General features: G+C 60.6%; 10 protein-coding genes and 1 pseudogene. 9 read left to right on the top strand and 2 right to left on the bottom strand.

From position 1 onward, the window contains the following. Nucleotides 1–236: 236 nt before the first annotated feature. Nucleotides 237–1385 carry a hypothetical protein gene (locus ABIC44_RS03680; protein ID WP_354293728.1) on the bottom strand — a complete coding sequence of 383 codons (1149 nt, stop codon included), beginning with the start codon at nt 1383–1385 and terminating at the stop codon, nt 237–239. Nucleotides 1386–2174: 789 nt separating this feature from the next. Here ABIC44_RS03680 and ABIC44_RS03675 point away from each other — a divergent pair. From ABIC44_RS03675 to ABIC44_RS03650, 6 genes and pseudogenes are all read left to right on the top strand, one after another. Continuing rightward, a complete protein-coding gene (locus ABIC44_RS03675) occupies nt 2175–4841 on the top strand; it encodes an SMEK domain-containing protein (protein ID WP_354293726.1) in 2667 nt (888 codons plus the stop codon). Beyond that, entirely contained in the window at nt 4838–5203 is a 366-nt protein-coding gene (locus tag ABIC44_RS03670) for a hypothetical protein (protein ID WP_354293725.1), read from the top strand. Before ABIC44_RS03675 ends, ABIC44_RS03670 begins: the two co-directional genes overlap by 4 nt. A gap of 1 nt (nt 5204) precedes the next feature. Next, nucleotides 5205–5591, top strand: coding sequence for a hypothetical protein (locus ABIC44_RS03665; RefSeq protein ID WP_354293724.1), 387 nt, complete (start codon nt 5205–5207; stop codon nt 5589–5591). Next, the gene (locus ABIC44_RS03660) at nt 5569–6630 is read left to right on the top strand and encodes a radical SAM/SPASM domain-containing protein (RefSeq protein WP_354293722.1); all 1062 of its coding nucleotides are present in this window, start codon (nt 5569–5571) and stop codon (nt 6628–6630) included. The genes ABIC44_RS03665 and ABIC44_RS03660 overlap by 23 nt, the downstream gene beginning before the upstream one ends. Nucleotides 6631–6633: 3 nt before the next feature. Continuing rightward, entirely contained in the window at nt 6634–8028 is a 1395-nt protein-coding gene (locus ABIC44_RS03655) for a PIN domain-containing protein (RefSeq protein ID WP_354293721.1), read from the top strand. Between the two features lie 310 nt (nt 8029–8338). Then, nucleotides 8339–9775, top strand: a pseudogene (locus ABIC44_RS03650) (IS1182 family transposase). Between the two features lie 234 nt (nt 9776–10009). Here the strand turns inward: ABIC44_RS03650 and ABIC44_RS03645 are convergent. Further along, entirely contained in the window at nt 10010–10267 is a 258-nt protein-coding gene (locus ABIC44_RS03645; protein WP_502959815.1) for a DUF6429 family protein, read from the bottom strand. A gap of 122 nt (nt 10268–10389) precedes the next feature. Here ABIC44_RS03645 and hsdR point away from each other — a divergent pair, with 122 nt between their 5' ends. Genes hsdR through ABIC44_RS03630 form a run of 3 tightly spaced genes read left to right on the top strand, consistent with a single transcriptional unit; the run spans nt 10390 to nt 16628 of the window. Continuing rightward, on the top strand, nt 10390–13797 hold the full coding sequence (gene hsdR, locus ABIC44_RS03640) for a type I restriction-modification system endonuclease (RefSeq protein WP_354293719.1): 3408 nt from the start codon (nt 10390–10392) through the stop codon (nt 13795–13797). Between the two features lie 33 nt (nt 13798–13830). Beyond that, nucleotides 13831–15312 (top strand): class I SAM-dependent DNA methyltransferase, encoded by a 1482-nt coding sequence (locus ABIC44_RS03635; protein ID WP_354293718.1) that lies wholly within the window; start codon nt 13831–13833, stop codon nt 15310–15312. Continuing rightward, on the top strand, nt 15309–16628 hold the full coding sequence (locus ABIC44_RS03630) for a restriction endonuclease subunit S (protein ID WP_354293716.1): 1320 nt from the start codon (nt 15309–15311) through the stop codon (nt 16626–16628). The genes ABIC44_RS03635 and ABIC44_RS03630 overlap by 4 nt, the downstream gene beginning before the upstream one ends.

The following is a 16628-nucleotide window of genomic DNA, read 5'->3' as shown; positions in this document are numbered from 1 at the left end:
CGGTGAACGGCTGCTTCTGGGTGAAGCTACCGTTCACGCGGTGCAACCCCCTCTTCGGATTAGCACCATAACACGGGGGCCAATTGACGACTGTGACCTAGCAGGGGACCGAATCTTTGCTTCATCAAGTCCTTTCCGCGCAACCACCGGCTCGCTTCCAGCCTGTAGATGCGCGAGCAGGTAATCTTCTCACAAGAGACAAAAGGGGGCCCTAGCACAAAAATGAGGAAACCCGCTCACGTCACGCGGTTCATTGGAGCAATAATAGTTTGCTCGTCGTCGAGACGAACGACCCAGGTTCCAGCTCCGTCTTCGCCAGATCGACGATCTAACACGTCAGACTGCGTCTCAACCTTGGTCGGTTTGCTCAAGGCAGACGGCGCTTCGGGAACGCCTTCGATGGCACGCTTTAGGGCACCGAGTTCGATTCCCACAAAAGCCGACCTTATGCCGAGGCGGCGCAGTAATCCTCGATCGTCTCCACTCAAGGCTTTTGGGCCTAGCGGGCCAGCTGGCGTCACGAAGCCGCCAAGAAGCAGATCGTCCGGAGTTGCGTCGTCCCCCTCGATTCGCATTGGCGTATATGCGCTTACAGCGTCCACCGCGCGCCTTTGGTAAGTCTCAACACGATTGCGGAAGGGTGTGCGCGCAAGCTCGAGTAGCGGTTTCGCGATTTCTCCAAGACCCAAGGGCGCGAGCAATGTGGCCGCGTGCCATCGCGCCATGGCCACCTGCAGGGCGTCGCGCTCGGCGTCGCTCAATTCCCCGTTTTCCTGTGGATCTTTGACCCATAGCATCGGCAAAGACGTTTTGGGATTGCTGAACCCCCAGCGCGTGGCGATCGCATAGCGCTTGAAGGGCGCACGGCGACCGCGGATCCTGATCTCGCCGCGTTCTGCCTGCGTATATGCTCGAGCGAGCGCAGCCTCTGGCCCCTTGGTGTCGTGGCAACCCTTAGCCTCGACGATCGCCATGCCAGGTACCGGCCCCCAAGCAACCCAGTCGGGCATGTCGCCGCGACGCCCCCGAACCCGCCGTAGCTCTCCGCGTAGCATCCCGCCCAGACGCATCGGCGGTTTGCGCACATGGACGAAGTGAGTGAGCCCAAGATGATGCGTTGCATAGGCCCGAGCAACGAAGCGTCCGAAAAGTCCGGATACGGCGGTCTTGACTTCACGCGCATGTCCGAGCGGTTCGCGAAAGCTGAACGTGGTGACTGCCGGATCGAGCAATGCTCCCAGAAATTGCCAGCTCCCAAGAGCCGCACCGGGTGTTTGCAGAATTTCCAAAACGCCGGCGTCTTCAATCTGCCGGACCGTGAGCGCCACTGTGCCCGTCGTGACCTTGCCTGCGAGATCCTCGAAACGATGATTGAAAGTTGGCATCCGGCTCCCCTACGATCATTTCGACAGCCGGTGGGCCCCGATGTCTCCACTTGAAGGCCCCACGGTTGCCGCCCCTTCGTCGGAAGACTAGCGTGGCGGTTTAGCTATGACGAGATGTTTCAACGATCTATATGCAGCGTCGATCGCCGCAGATGCGTGTCATCGAAACGGCGGGTTTATTGTCGTCTTGGAGATCGCAGGCTTCCCCAATTGGGGCCGTCTAACGGGCAAGCGACTCACGCCCGCTTTTGACAAAGCTGCCGTTCGCCGCAGCTTCTACGAACGATGGCTTTGTTCAAGAACTGACGGTTCACCGCGTTGGGCAGCTTCCGACCAAACCCAGTCGTTCAGACCGGGCGGAGCAAGCGTCTGCTCCAGACAATATCAGTCATTCGGGCCTCTTCAGCTCGTCCGGCAAGACGCGCCGTAATAGCCAACATTGGCAGGTCAAATCCCGACCGTGCGAAGCTGCCTTCCATCCATCGTGTCCAATGGGGGGCTGTGGGCCGTTTCCAGACTGGCTGCAGGTGGCGCAGAATCGCGGGAAACAGCCTTTCATCGGCGCACACGATCAAGTCTGCTTACCTTGAACCGGCCTATACGACGCCAGCCAGCGTCATCCAAGTTACAGAGATCATACGCGTGTTGCTTGCGCCGCTTTCCGTTATGCCTGATAGTCAGCCGGTTAGGGGGATCTTCCATGTCATTCGCGAACCGACTTATCGAGCAGCTTCCGCGCGATGTCGGAGGCACTCCCGCGCGCCCAATCGAGATGTCGCTGGATTTCCGATGAACCGAGACGACTACCTCAACAATATCGCCAAATATGCAGGGCGCATGGCCCATGAGATCAGGGCGCTTAACGCCGTCGGACGCTTTGACATCAATTCGGTTGCCGAAGATTTCCTGATCCCCGTTTTGAAGCTGGTGTTCGATTGCCCGCATCTGCAAAACATGAACAAGATCCAAGCCAACTTCCCGGCCGTAGACCTGGGCTGTGCGACGACCAGGATTTCGTTTCAGGTGACCACCGACGGATCGAACAGTAAAGTCCAGAAAACGCTCGAGAAGTTCCATGAACATGGTTTGGATAGGACGTTTGACCACCTCTACGTGCTCGCGCTGACCGAGAAGCAGGCCTCATACACGGCAAAGTCGCTAAAACGGGCGATTGCCGTGCTTACGATTCCGTTCGATCCTGCCGCCGACGTGATCGATTGGGAGAACATCCTTACTCGCATTCGGTATCTCGAGAACGAAAAGCTCGAGGCGATTGATCATTATCTAGCGTCGGGCTGGGCGAAGCGCGACAGTCAAGTGAAGTTCCGCGAGCAGCTCGACAAGTTTCTCGCCTTCTCAGCGGAGAAGATTGAGGTCGAAAAAACATCGCGTAAATACATTCCTGCCATCTTCGTGGAAACGCATTCCACCAAAGAGCAGATGAGGCTTTTCGCCAATCCATTGTTCTTCTATCGTAAAATTCAGGACAAGCTCCGTCGTTTTGCCTATGATCACCTCAACGCCAGTCTGACAATTGCTGGCGAGCCCAAGCTGGTGTCGGAGATCGATGGCAGCCTGCTCAGTGCCACGCCGGCGACCTTCGCTGAACTCGGCGCGTGGCTCGACCAGGTCGACCAAGCGATCGGCGTCGAGCTGGCCAAGTTTCGCCCAATGTCGTGGTGGCGCGAGACCGGCGAGGCTCGCTACAAACCGGTGAACCCAGAGTCGGCGGGGTGGATGATCGCGCGACTCCAGCTTGAGGGTGCCGCCGGCGGGCTGACATCGCGCTTGAACGAGGCGCGCGCGCTGGTCAGCCTTATTCGCAACAAGATCTTTCTCGTCACCAGCATGGCGGGTCAGGGAAAGACCAATTTCGTGTGCGACTTGGTCGAGAAACAATTCCGGCTCTTCGAAATTCCGTGCCTGTTCATCCCGGCACGCCAGCTGAACGGCTTCGCGCCAGGCACTCGGCTCTTCGACTATATCGGCCACAACCGCTATGCGCCCGACGGCACCAAGCTGCACGATTATTTGACGCTATTCGACCAGGTCGCGCACGATGTCGAAAAGCCGTTCGTGATCCTGATCGACGGGATCAATGAAGTGACCGACCTCACTTCGTTCAACGAAGAGCTCAAGGCGTTCTGCAGCGCGGTTAGCCAATATGATTGGATTAAACTTGTTATAACGTGCCGAAGCGAGTTTTTCGACGAGCGCTTTGCGACCATGCTCGACGAGCCATTTGCAGCGCACATCCACCGCGTGAACGACTTACGCTCCGAAATGACCGACCTCAGCAAGGCCCGGCTATTAAGCGCCTATCTGGCGCATTTCAGCATCAAAGGGTCATTGAGAGGGCAAGCGAAGTCGTTCCTGGAAAACGACCTCTTGCTGCTGCGAATCTTCTGCGAACGCTATGAGGGCAGCGATGTTGGGTACGTGACCGACATCTACAAAGGCGATCTATTCGTCGATTATCTGCGCAAGAAGATCGCCTCCTTCCCTCAGCGGCACCAGGCCAAGGCCCTGCCCGCCTTGTTCAAGATTGCGGGGGCGATGCTCGTCGCGGACGATTTTTCCAAGCTCTCGGTGCGCGATTTTTCCGCCGAGGAGCAAGAGATCGTAAGCCGCTTCATTGATGACGATGTCATCCTCCGCCGGGAAGTCGATAGCGAGGGCTTCGCGGCAGTCGGCGACCTCACCATCTCGTTTACCTATGACGAGTTGAGAGACTTCATCATCGCCTATCAATTGGTCGAGCATGCCGCTGCCGACCAAGCCCAGGCGTTGACGGAAATGCTGGCCCGGTTGCCGGGCCGCCCGGTCTACGAAGGCGTCTACCGCTACGCCTATCTGCTCGCACGCAAAGCGAACAATACCGCCGCGATTGCGGCGTGCGAGGCTGCGCCGAACTTCACCGAACATTTCAGCCTCAACGTCCACCTATTGCCTCCAGCAGTGCAGACGAGCGAGGACGTCGCGCGCGTTAAGGCCATCCTGGCGGACCCCAACGCATCTCTGCGGCGGCGGCGCGTTGCGCTGTTTTTGCTGCACCGGCGCAACGCAGTCGATTTGTTGAACATTGCCATCCTCATAGGCCATTTGAACGACCTCGAAGACGCGGAGCACGCCGCGTTCATTCAGGCGATCTTTGGCGGCCATCGCAACTACGACCCGCTTGCATGGCGGCAAGGCATCAATGAGCTAGTGACCGACGTCGGGGAGGACGAAGGTCGCCGGGGTCTGGTGCGATACGCACCCCAATGGCTCGCGTTTTTCCTGCACGCCGCCACGCACGCCGGCTGGCTGGAACGTGAGCGCGTCTCCACGTTGTTCCAGGACGCTGGGGGCGCCGCTAATTGCGCAGAAGCCTTGGCCCTGGTCGGGCCCGCCAGAGCCGCGGCGGTCAAAATGCTATTGGCGGACATCGCATCATCTGCGGGAGCCTTAGCGTGATTGAAAAGGATTTGATTCTGTCCTTGCGCCGAATTCCGTCGCTTGACGAATTTATCGATGCCTTGAAGATTAAACCGACCGGGTTTGCGGCGCAGCTTTTCACAGGCGTCTACAACCAACTCTTCGCCTGGTCGACTGATCTACGCACACAATATGACCAATATTATTGCGTGGAGTATCCGACGTTCGCGGCCTATCTCGAATTGGTGCACGAAATATATCTCGATCCGACCGAACTCGAAAAAGCGCACATCCTCAAGATAAAGTCACCAGGGGGCGTGCTTGAAGAAGCCTATGACGACAATGTCCGGGACACGGTCATCGACTGCGTGCTGAAACTGGAGAACAGACTTGAAAATTAAGATGGACTTCGTCTCGAACAGCTCGTCGACATCGTTCGTCTATATCGCTCGCGACATGCTGTCGCGCGACGATTTCTTGACGGCGGCGGGCGTCGATCCCAACAGTCCGGTGGCGCCGCTGTTCGAGTCCATGTTCGCCGAGCTCAAGACCCAGATCGACCGTGGCACCGTCCTGACCCGAGTCGAAGAGCTCGACACGTTGGAGAACCGGCAACAATATACGCCAGAGGTTCTCGATCGCATGAAGCAGGGCATCGCAGACGGCGAGACGGTCACGGTCGGGCATTTCAGCAGCGAAAACAATTTGGCCGAGATGACGCTGTGCACTGAAATTTTTGAGATCAAGTCCGAAGGGTTCTTCATCAATGCCTACGACAACTATTGGTAAAGCGCGCTTGCGCGTGAATCGGTACAAGGATCTCGGCTATTCAACCTTCTTCAACGCACGAACCGGTTTTTTCGCGCGCGTTCCCGAACCCGGCCAACGCGAGCCGTTCTGGTCGCCGCACGGCCCCGAGCTGATGGACATTTCGATCACGAACTGGTGCGACAAAGGTTGCGCATTCTGCTACAAGAGCTCGACCCGGCATGGGTCGCACATGGCGCTCGCCGATTACAAGCGCGTGATCGACCAGGCCGCAGACATGGGCACTTTCCAAGTCGCGCTGGGCGGCGGCAATCCCAACCAGCACCCCGATTTCGTCCATATTCTCGACTATACTTGGGCGAAAGGGATCGTCCCAAATTACACGACAAACGGGCGCGGCCTGACTGAAGAGATTTTGTCGGCGACACGCCGCAATTGCGGCGCGGTGGCCGTCTCCGCTTACGCACCGTATCACGAGACAGCCGAGACTATCCACCTACTGACCGATCACGACATCAAGACCAATGTACATTTCATCATCGACGGCGACAGCGTCGAAACGGCGATTGACTGGCTCCGCAACCCGCCCGAGTTCCTTGCCAAGATCAACGCGCTCATATTCCTCAACTACAAACCTTCGGGGCGGAAGGTCTTCGAGGAAAAGATGCTCCGCCATAGCGACCGACTCGATGAGTTCTTCGGCCTCGCCACCGCGGCGGATGCGAAGCTGAGGGTTGGGTTCGATGCCTGCTGCGTGAGCGGCGTATTCGCCAGGACGAACGCCAACAACGCGCTAGTTGATGCCTGCGATGCTGGGCGATTCTCCCTTTACGTTTCCGAAGACATGAAGGTCTATCCCTGCTCGTTTCAAAGCGGCTTGGTCGAGGGCGACACACTCAATGACGGTACGTCGCTGCTTGATATCTGGCACGGCTCGGAAAACGTCCGCTCTTTCCGGCGCTATTTTGCGTCCAACCGCTGCGGTGGCTGTTCGCACCGGCCAAGCTGCATGAATGGCTGTCCGATATTCGATCAACTCGTAGTCTGCGGAAATCGGTAGGCCGTGGCCATCCCGTCTGGGTCCACCGATGAATTGGTCGCCTTCCTCGACGCGAATATTGTGCTCGAAGGCAAGCCAGTGGCCGAACTACCTTGGACAGAGATTGCAACGGTAGGGCTGATCCGTGCCCTGATCGTCCCGAAAGCGATGGAAGAGATCGACGCCAAGAAGCGCGACGGGCGTTTAGGTCCGCATGCAAGGGCGTTTAATCGGCTGATTGCCCCGTCTGTCATCAGCGGCGAGCCAATTGTTCTTCGTGAGGCAGACCCACGCGTCGAACTTCAGATGGCGACATGTTCGCGCATTCCTTGGAATGACTATGACGAGCTTGACCCCGATGACGGTGACAGCAGGATTGTCGCTGAAGCGCTCAACGTGCGCAATGTAGCCTCGAAAAACCGCCTTCTTATCAGCCACGATATGAAGCCGCTGGCTTATGCGCGCGGTCGCGACTTGCCAGTTCATCAAGCATCCGACGATTGGCTACGTGGTCCTGAACCCAGTCCCAAAGACAAAGAAATTCAGCGGCTCAAACAGCAGCTTGCCGAATACAAAAAGGACGAGCCGACCTTCGAGATTTCAATTGAGGTTTCTGACATCGTCCCGCCGACAATCTACCGGGTTGCGGTACTGGATCCCGAGCAGGCGGACGTTATCACCGCGCTTATCAAGAAGCAGAATCCTAAGAAGTCGAACGGCAGCAAGGATCTCTACGGCATTAGCTCCGGTTTCGGCGGCGACCGCGATAGCTCATACGACGGAAAATATAGCGCTTTCATAACCCGCAAAGTGCCCTCGTTCGTAACGAAGTTCAGCGAAAAGCTTGAGTTGCTTTTCAATCAAAGACTCCTCACCGTGCGCGTCACCAATGCTGGCGATATTCGGGCCGATAACCTTGTCGTGTCGATTAAGACAAGCGACGGCTGGTTCAATCGTCGGGTGGTGGCCGTATCAGCGAGTGGACCTGCCGCCCCCGTGCCGAGGCCGGATTATCTCAGCTCGCTCAACATTCATCGGCACTTGGAAAACATGATCCCTCCGCGCGTCGGCCGGCACGAATTTGAGACGATCGTGCGGGCGCGCAGGAGTGGCGAGACGAAGGCGAGCTGCGAGGATTTTCACAGCGGGCAGGACTACTATTTCGAAGGTGTTGTCGCACCCACATCGAGCGACCAGCCGCTAGAAATTACCGTGACGCTCACCGCCAAGAATTTGCGGGGCGCACGCATCAAAACCTTTAGGCTCGTCAAGCAGATCGTCATGGTTGAGCCGGGTGAGCTGGTGGATTTACAGAATCTTGAACTGAAGCAGGAATACCCCACGAAAAAGGAACTTACTCGCTTACTCAAGGCTGGGGAATACGACGAAATCGACTGGGATGAGAACGACGACGACTAGCGCGCCTTGAGCAAACGGCGGCTTTTGGAGTTGCGAAGGTCGTAGCCGAATGACCGACATTAAGGCGCGCAGCTGTCGTGCTGTTCCGATGAATGAACGTCGGCTTCAGGCAATTTCCAACCCTGAAGCCGACTTTCCAGAATGTCCAACCACTCTGCCATAAAGGAGAGGGCTTTTGCGACCCGACGAATGGCCGGTTTTGGCTTAGCCGGACGGTCACCTTATAAGCGGCTGCCGGCAGAAATGTCCCGAGGCTGTGTAAAAACGTCGGAATCTGCTATGGTTTTCCGACGTTTCGGGAGGCTTGGGCATGGGCCGTTTCGTTCAGGGGGAAGACCGTCGGCAGGACTATCTGCTGCCTGCATCGCTTGATGATTACGTATCGGCAGATAACCCGGTTCGCGCGGTCGAGGCGTTCATCGATGCGCTGGATCTGAAGGCGCTGGAGTTCGCGGGCATGACGCCGGCCGAGACGGGGCGGCCCGCCTATCATCCGGCGACGATGCTCAAGATCTACCTCTACGGCTATCTGAACCGGATCCAGTCGAGCCGGCGGCTCGAGCGTGAAGCACAGCGCAACGTGGAATTGATGTGGCTGACGGGGCGGTTGGCGCCCGACTTCAAGACGATCGCCAACTTCCGCCAGGCCAATGGCGCTGCGATCCGGGCGGTGTGCAGCCAGTCCATCGTTCTGTGCCGGCAATTGGGGCTGTTCACGCGCGCGGTGGTCGCCATCGACGGCAGCAAGATGAAGGCGGTCAACAACCGCGACAAGAACTACACGGCCGCGAAGGTCGCCTCGCGGATGAAGCAGGTGCAGGACAATATCGACCGGTATCTCGACGCGCTTGATCGTGCCGACCGCGAAGAAAGTGACATTGCCGAGCCGAAGGCGAAGCGATTGACGGAGAAGATCGCCCGGTTGCGCGCGCAGTTGCGCGATCTTGCGGTACGCGAGGAGGAAGTCCGGAATGCGCCGGACCAGCAGGTGTCGCTGACCGATCCGGACGCCCGCGCCATGGCGAGTGCGGGGCGCGGCACGAGCATCGTCGGCTACAATCTCCAGGCGGCCGTCGATGCCGAACATCACCTCATCGTCGCGCACGAGCTTTTGAACATTGGATATGACTGCGGGCAACTTGCCCTCATGGCGGCGAAAGCCAAGGACGCCATGGGGGTGGAGGCTTTGGATGCCATTGCCGACAAGGGCTATTTCAAGGGCGAGGACATCCGGACCTGCGAGGGGATGGGCGTTACCGCCTTCGTGCCCAGGCCGCTGACCTCGGGGGCGAAGGCGCAAGGTCGCTTCGGCAAGCAGGACTTCGTCTATCTGGAGCAGGAAAACGTCTATCGCTGTCCCGCCGGTGAAGACCTGATCTATCGGTACACCTCGGTCGAGGCCGGTATGACGCTCCATAGCTACTGGAGCTCGAACTGCCAGGCATGCGCGCTCCATGACCAATGCACGACCGGCAAGGAACGCCGGGTCAAACGATGAGAACATGAGGCAGTCGTCGAGGCGATGGAGCGGCGCTTTGATCGTGCGCCAGAGGCCATGCGGATCCGCCGGCAGACTGTCGAACATCCGTTCGGCACGCTGAAAGCATGGATGGGCTCGACGCACTTCCAAACGAAAACGCTGAAGCACGTCAGAACCGAGGCCTGCCTCCATATCCTGGCCTATAACTTCAAACGGCTGATTGCCATCCTCGGCGTCCGGGCAATGATCGCAGCAATTCAGAGCTGAGCGCCAACGCTCAACCTTCAACGCGCCGCGCCGAAAATACTGACCAGCTGCTGTGAAGCCGTTTTTACACGGCCTGTCCCAATTGTCGATACCGAAGCTGAGCTTCGTGAGTAATCGTTAGGATCAGGCACCACGACCTTTGCAGCTGTGACCGGCTTTCATCACCCTGATCGGATGCTTCGCACTTCTCCCACCATTTCGGCAAGCCGCTGCGGCCAAGCGCCTTACCGTCCCTCAACCGGGCTTGGTGAATAGCCGCCGGAAGGCCGCCTCGCATCGACGGTGACCTTCTTCGGTTAGGGTTACCGACTTCGCTTTACCGTAGGGATCGTAAATCAGGCCCTTCATTTGTAGGCGATCAAGGGCTGACCAGTCGAACGACTTCCAAGCGCGCCATGACGCCCTGGCAGACCCACTCCGATGCAGGGTCAAGAACATCAATGCGAGTATAGCCTCGTCGATTAAGTCGGTATCAACCGAAAGCGTGTCCATCGGTCTGTCCTTTTGACGCGAGCGGGTGATAATCAATCCGCGTTTCGGTTACCATATTACGCTAATGACCATGGATCCTTTCCGATGCTTGAGGACGATGACGTCCGTGCTAACAAGCGGGGGTGGTGATTCAGCAGGGCGGCAATTTCAGGTTTCTGGCGGCGCGCGACAGCCAGTTGGCGCGGCTGGGCGCATTGGCCGAGAGCTATTTCCGGTCCGACCCGCCGGCGGCGTTGCTGAAGCTGCGCCTCTTTGGTGAGGCCTTGGCGAAGCAGGTCGTTGCGCGACACGGCGTGACGATTTCGGCTTCGGCAACATTGGACGAGGTGCTGCGCGAGGGCAGAGCGCGCGGGATTTTTCCACAGCAGGTCGCCGACCTCCTGTTCCAGATCAAGCGCTGGGGTAACGCGGCTGCGCATGAAGATCGTGGCTCGTCTGGCGACGCCCTAAATGCGTTGAAGTTCGCGAGCGCGATCGGCGTCTGGTATCATCGCACATACCGGAATGCGTCGTCATTCGATCCAGGTCCGTTCGTGCCGCCGATTGCGCCTGCGGACGCCGATGCCGCCTTGCGTGGACAGCTTGAAAAATTGCGCAAGACCGTCGCCGACAGCCATGACGCCGCGGCGCAGGCCCGTCTGCGAGCGCAGGACGCCGAGGCGGAACGTGAACGGCTGGCGGCATCGTTCGACGAGCAGCAGCGGCAACGTGCGTTCTGGGAGAACTATGCGGCAGAAACCGAAGCCGCTCTGGCCAAGGCCCGTGAGGAACTGGCCGCGGTACGCGCCGAGGCGCAGGCGGCTCCGACGCAGGACATGCAACTGCTTTCCGCGGCAGCGTTGCGCGCGGCGGACAAGGTGGAGCTGGACGAGGACGCCACCCGCGTGCTCATCGACGCCAAGCTGCGCGCGGCGGGCTGGACGGTCGACAGCGAGACGCTGAAACACGCTAAAGGCACGCGGCCGGCCTATGGCGAGGCGATGGCGATCGCCGAATGGCCCGCCAAGAAGGGGCATGTCGACTATGCGCTGTTCATCGACGGCCGCTGCGTCGGCGTGGTCGAGGCCAAGAAGCGCAAGACTGACGTGCCCGGGATGCTGGGGCAGGCGAAGCGCTATGCCCAGGACATCATCCTGACCCCGGACGAATATGCGGTCGGAGGCCCCTGGATGGACGGCGAGCATCGTTACCAGTTGCCGTTCCTGTTCGCGACCAACGGCCGCGCCTATGTGAAGCAGCTGGCGACAAAATCGGGAATCTGGTTCTGGGACGCCCGCACGCCGGGTGCAGTGCCGCGTGCGCTGCCGGAATGGTTCAGCCCGCGCGATCTGGAAGAGCGACTGGCGCAGGCGATCGTCCCCGCCGGTGCGCACGTCGCCGAGCAGGAACTGGGCGTTGCCGGCCTTCGTCCCTATCAGCGCGATGCCATCGCGGCGGTCGAGGACGCGATCCGGGCCGGGCGGCGGGACATGCTGGTGGCGATGGCGACCGGGACCGGCAAGACCCGTCTCGCCATCGCGCTGATGTACGAGTTGCTGCGCGCCAGTCGCTTCCGCCGCATCCTCTTCCTGGTCGATCGCAGCGCGCTGGGTCGCCAGACGCTCGACGCCATGAGCGTGACCGACACCAGTGGCTTCCTCAAATTCAGCGATGTCTTCAACGTTGCCGATCTGGAGAAGAAGCTGCCCGAGGCGGTTGACCGCGTGCAGGTCGCGACCGTGCAGGCGATGATCCGGCGTCTGTTCGACGATCCCGATGCGACGCGGCCGACGCCCGGCACCTATGACCTGATCATCGTGGACGAGGCGCATCGCGGCTACACGCTAGACGCCGAGCTGCGCGAAGAGGATCTCGGCTTCCGCAATCTCGACGATTATCTGTCCGCCTATCGCCGGGTGCTCGACTATTTCGACGCCGCGACCGTGGCGCTGACCGCGACGCCGGCGCTGCACACTACGCAGATCTTCGGCCTGCCGGTCTATCGCTATGGCTATCGTCAGGCGGTGATCGACGGATGGCTGATCGACCATCGCCCGCCGCGTCGGATCACCACCGCGCTCAGTCAGACCGGCATCCACTTCGACGCGGGCGAGGAGGTCGAGATCGTCGACCGACAGACCGGCGAGATCGAGCTGATGACGCTGCCCGATCAGGTCGATTTCGAGGTCGCCGAGTTCAACCGCAAGGTGCTGACCCAGCCGTTCAACCGCGCGGTGGCGCAGGCGGTGGCGCAGGAATGCCCGCCCGGCCAGCCGGGCAAGACGCTGATCTTCGCGGTCAGCAACGACCATGCCGACATCCTGGTTGACGAACTCGCCAAGGCGCTGACCGAGGAATATGGCGCGCTACCCGGCGGACTGGTCGAGAAGATCACCGGCACGGTTGATCGCCCGCTGGAGCGGATCAAGGCGTTCAAGAACGATCCGCGCCCCAAATATGTCGTCACCGTCGACCTGCTGACCACGGGCATCGACGTGCCCGCGATCACCAATCTGGTCTTCGTCCGGCGGGTGAACAGTCGGATCCTCTACGACCAGATGATCGGCCGCGCGACGCGGCGCTGCGACGACATCGGCAAGACCCATTTCCGCATCTTCGACGCGGTCGATCTCTACGCGCACCTTCAGGACGTGACCGACATGCGGCCCGTCGTGGTCGATCCCGCCTTGAGCTTCGCCACGCTGCTCGGCGACCTGGCGCGCGCGACGGACGAGGATGATCAGGCCTTCGTCCGCGACCAGATCGTGGTGAAGCTGCGCCAGCGGCTGCCCCGGCTCACCTCATCGGCGCGGGAGCGGATCGAGCAGCTGCTAGGCTCGCCCGATGCGTTGCCCGATCGCCTGCGCGACGCCTCGCCCGCCGAGGCATTGGCGCTGTTCGAGCGGCATCCCTCGCTGGTCGAGATCCTGGACCAGGGGCCGCGCGAGCGGACCGATCCCGGCGTTTTCATCTCGGGGCATGACGACGAACTGATCGGCGTTGAGGATGTCTTTCCCGATCACGCCAGTCCCGCCGATTACATCGAGAGCTTTGAGGCCTACGTCCGCTCCCAGATGAACGTCGTGCCCGCGCTGATCGCCGCGACGCAGCGCCCACGCGACCTGACCCGCGCCGAGTTGAAGGAAATCGCCATCCTGCTCGACGAGCACGGCTTTTCCGAAAGCCACCTGCGCGCCGCCTATGGCCGCGTCCGCAATGCGGACATCGCCGCGCATATCATCGGCTTCGTGCGGCAGGCGGCGCTCGGCGATCCGCTGGTGCCCTATGCCACGCGCGTCGAAAGCGGGGTCGAGCGTATCCTGGTCAGCCGCGAGTGGACGCCGACCCAGCGCCGCTGGCTGCAACGCATCGGCCGCGCGCTCAAGGAACAGCCGGTCGGCGATCCCGCGATCCTGTCCGACCCGCTCTTCGCGCAGAATGGCGGCTTCGACGCGATCGACCGCGAATTCGACCATAACCTGCACGATGTGCTGATGGACCTGAACGTCGCCATCTGGGATAGCCGTGGCGATACCGACCAGGCGGCCTGATCTGCCGGCATTGACAATAAGGACGACGATTACGTGAACCCCTCCGCCGAACTGGTGAATAAGCTGTGGCGGCTCTGCGCCATGCTCCGCAAGGACGGCATCACCTATCAGCAGTACGTCACCGAGCTGACCTATCTGCTGTTCCTGAAGATGGCGTCCGAGCAGAAGGACGAGAGCCGCATCCCAGAGGCCTATCGCTGGTCGCGGCTGAAGGCGGCGAACGAGGCGGAGCTGCTGACCGTCTACAAGCGCGCGCTGATCGACCTGGGCGATCCCGCCAAGGTGCCGGATCGTTCGGTCGTCGCCATCTTTCAGAACGCGTCGACCATCGTGCGCGAACCCGCCAATCTGCGCCGCCTGATCGACGCCATCGATGGGCTGCACTGGTTCTCCGCCGAGCGCGATGCGTTCGGCGACGCCTATGAGGGCCTACTCCAGAAGATGGCGGAGGAGACCAAGCGCGGGGCCGGGCAGTATTTCACCCCGCGCGTGCTGATCGACGTGATGGTCGAGCTGATGAAGCCGCAGCCGGGTGAGGTGATCCAGGATCCGGCGGCGGGTACCGGCGGCTTCCTGATCGCCGCCGATCGCCATATGCGGGAGGGCACCGACGACTATTTCGAGCTGTCGCCCAAGCAGCAGGCGTTCCAGCTGCGCGAGGCGTTCCGGGGTGTCGAGAACGTCCCCGACACCTTCCGCCTGCTGCTGATGAACCTGCATCTCCACAAGATCGACCCGACCGATCTAGTGCTCGGTGACACGCTGTCGCCCAGGGGGAGCGAGGCGGCGTTCAAGCGCGCCGATCTGATCCTGACCAACCCGCCCTTCGGCCCGGCGGGCGGGCCGCCGACGCGCGACGACCTGACCATCACCGACCGCGTCTCGTCCTATCAGCTGCCGTTCGTCGAGCACATCATCCGCGCGCTGGCGCCCGGCGGCCGCGCGGCGGTGGTGGTGCCCGACAATGTCCTGTTCGACGATGGGCGCGGCAAGGCGCTCCGGCGGATGCTTATGCATCGCTGCGACCTACACACCATCCTGCGGCTGCCGACCGGCATCTTCTATGCGCAGGGGGTCAAGACCAACGTCCTGTTCTTCACCCGCTCCGCCGAAGCCGACCCGACCGAGGATGTCACGCAGGCGGTGTGGATCTACGACATGCGCGCGGGCGCGCCCGCTTATGGCAAGACCAACCCGCTGAAACGCGCCGACTTTGCGGGTTTCGTGGCGGCGTTCGGCGACGATCCGCATGGCCGCGCGGAGCGCAAGGACGAAGGCGAAACCGGCCGCTTCCGCCGCTTTGACCGCGCCGCGCTGGAGGCACGGAGCGACAATCTCGACATCAGCTGGCTCAAGGACACCAGCGCCGAGGCCGAGGATGGCCTGGACACGCCCGAGGACATCGCGGCGGCGATCGAAGGCCATCTGATGGCCGCGCTGGAGGAAATCGGCGCGCTGGTGGCGGAGTTAGGGAGCGAGACGGAAGAACCGATTCTCGCGGAGGCGGCGGAATGACGTTGCCGCAGGGGTGGGTTGAAACGACTATCGGGGATACAAGCGAGGCGATCCAATACGGGTTGACTTGCACGTCCTCAAGAAGCGGGGGTAGCTATCGTTACATCCGCATCACCGACATCCAAAATCGTAAGATTGACTGGAACGCTGTTCCATTTGCCGACGTGTCAAGTGATCAAGCGGCTCCTTATCGTGTGGAGAAGGGCGATCTTTTGTTTGCTCGGACGGGGGCAACTGTCGGAAAATCCTATTTGGTTCGAGACTTGGAATTCGATGCCGCTTTCGCGTCCTATTTGATCAAAGTTCGATGTGATGACCGGATCATATCTCGCGAGTTTGCTGCGTCTTATTTCCAGTCGCCCCGATATTGGGAGCAGATTCTGGATGGATCGGAAGGTACGGGCCAGCCAAACTTCAACGGATCGAAACTGGCGAAGCTGATTATTGATCTCCCTCCTGTTTCCGAACAGCGACGCATCGTCGCGAAGCTAGACGCGCTGACCATCCGTCTTGCCCGTGCACGAGGAGATTTGGAGCGGGTGATGATCTTGGCCCGCCGCCTGAGGTCGGAAGTGCTTTCGCGCTGCCTCTCGGAGCACGAAGCCGCAACCCCGCTTGGGGACCTGCTGACAGGGATTGAGGCTGGCAAGAACCTCCGCTGCGAAGAGCGACCGCCTCGTTTGGGCGAGCGGGGCGTGGTTAAGGTCAGCGCCGTGACGTGGGGGCGCTTCGATGCGCAGCAGTCGAAGACGTTGCCACATGACTACACCCCGCCCGATGCTGCCAAAATTCGGGCGGGTGACCTGCTTATTTCCCGTGCCAACACGCTGGAACTGGTCGGGGCAACCGTGCTGGTCGAGGAGGAGCCGAACGAGCTTTATCTGAGCGACAAAATCCTCCGGCTCGTCATGCCTGACGCAGACAAGCGATGGGTGATGTGGTTTCTGCGCTCACAAGCCGGGCGTCGCGAGATCGAGCTACGGGCGACGGGCAATCAGCTTTCGATGCGCAACATCAGTCAGGGCGCGCTCCGGGACATTCCTATTCCTTATCCGGATGCGGACGTTCGAAAAGCGGGGGTCGAGATGATCGAAGCCGCTTTCGCCCGCGCCGACCGCCTCGAAGCCGAAGCGACCCGCGCCCGCGCGCTGCTCGACCGGCTCGAAGCCGCGATCCTCGCCAAGGCGTTTCGCGGCGAATTGGTGCCGCAGGACCCGAACGACGAACCGGTAAGCGTGCTGCTCGACCGTATCCGTGCCGAACGCGCCGCCGCGCCCAAGCCGAAGCGCGGGCGTGCGTGCAAGGCCGTGAGCTGA

The organism is Sphingomonas sp. 1185, from assembly GCF_040544655.1.
Classification (GTDB): Bacteria; Pseudomonadota; Alphaproteobacteria; order Sphingomonadales; family Sphingomonadaceae; genus Sphingomonas.
Note: the sequence above shows the minus strand (reverse complement) of the source record. Positions and strands in the feature narration are given on the sequence as shown.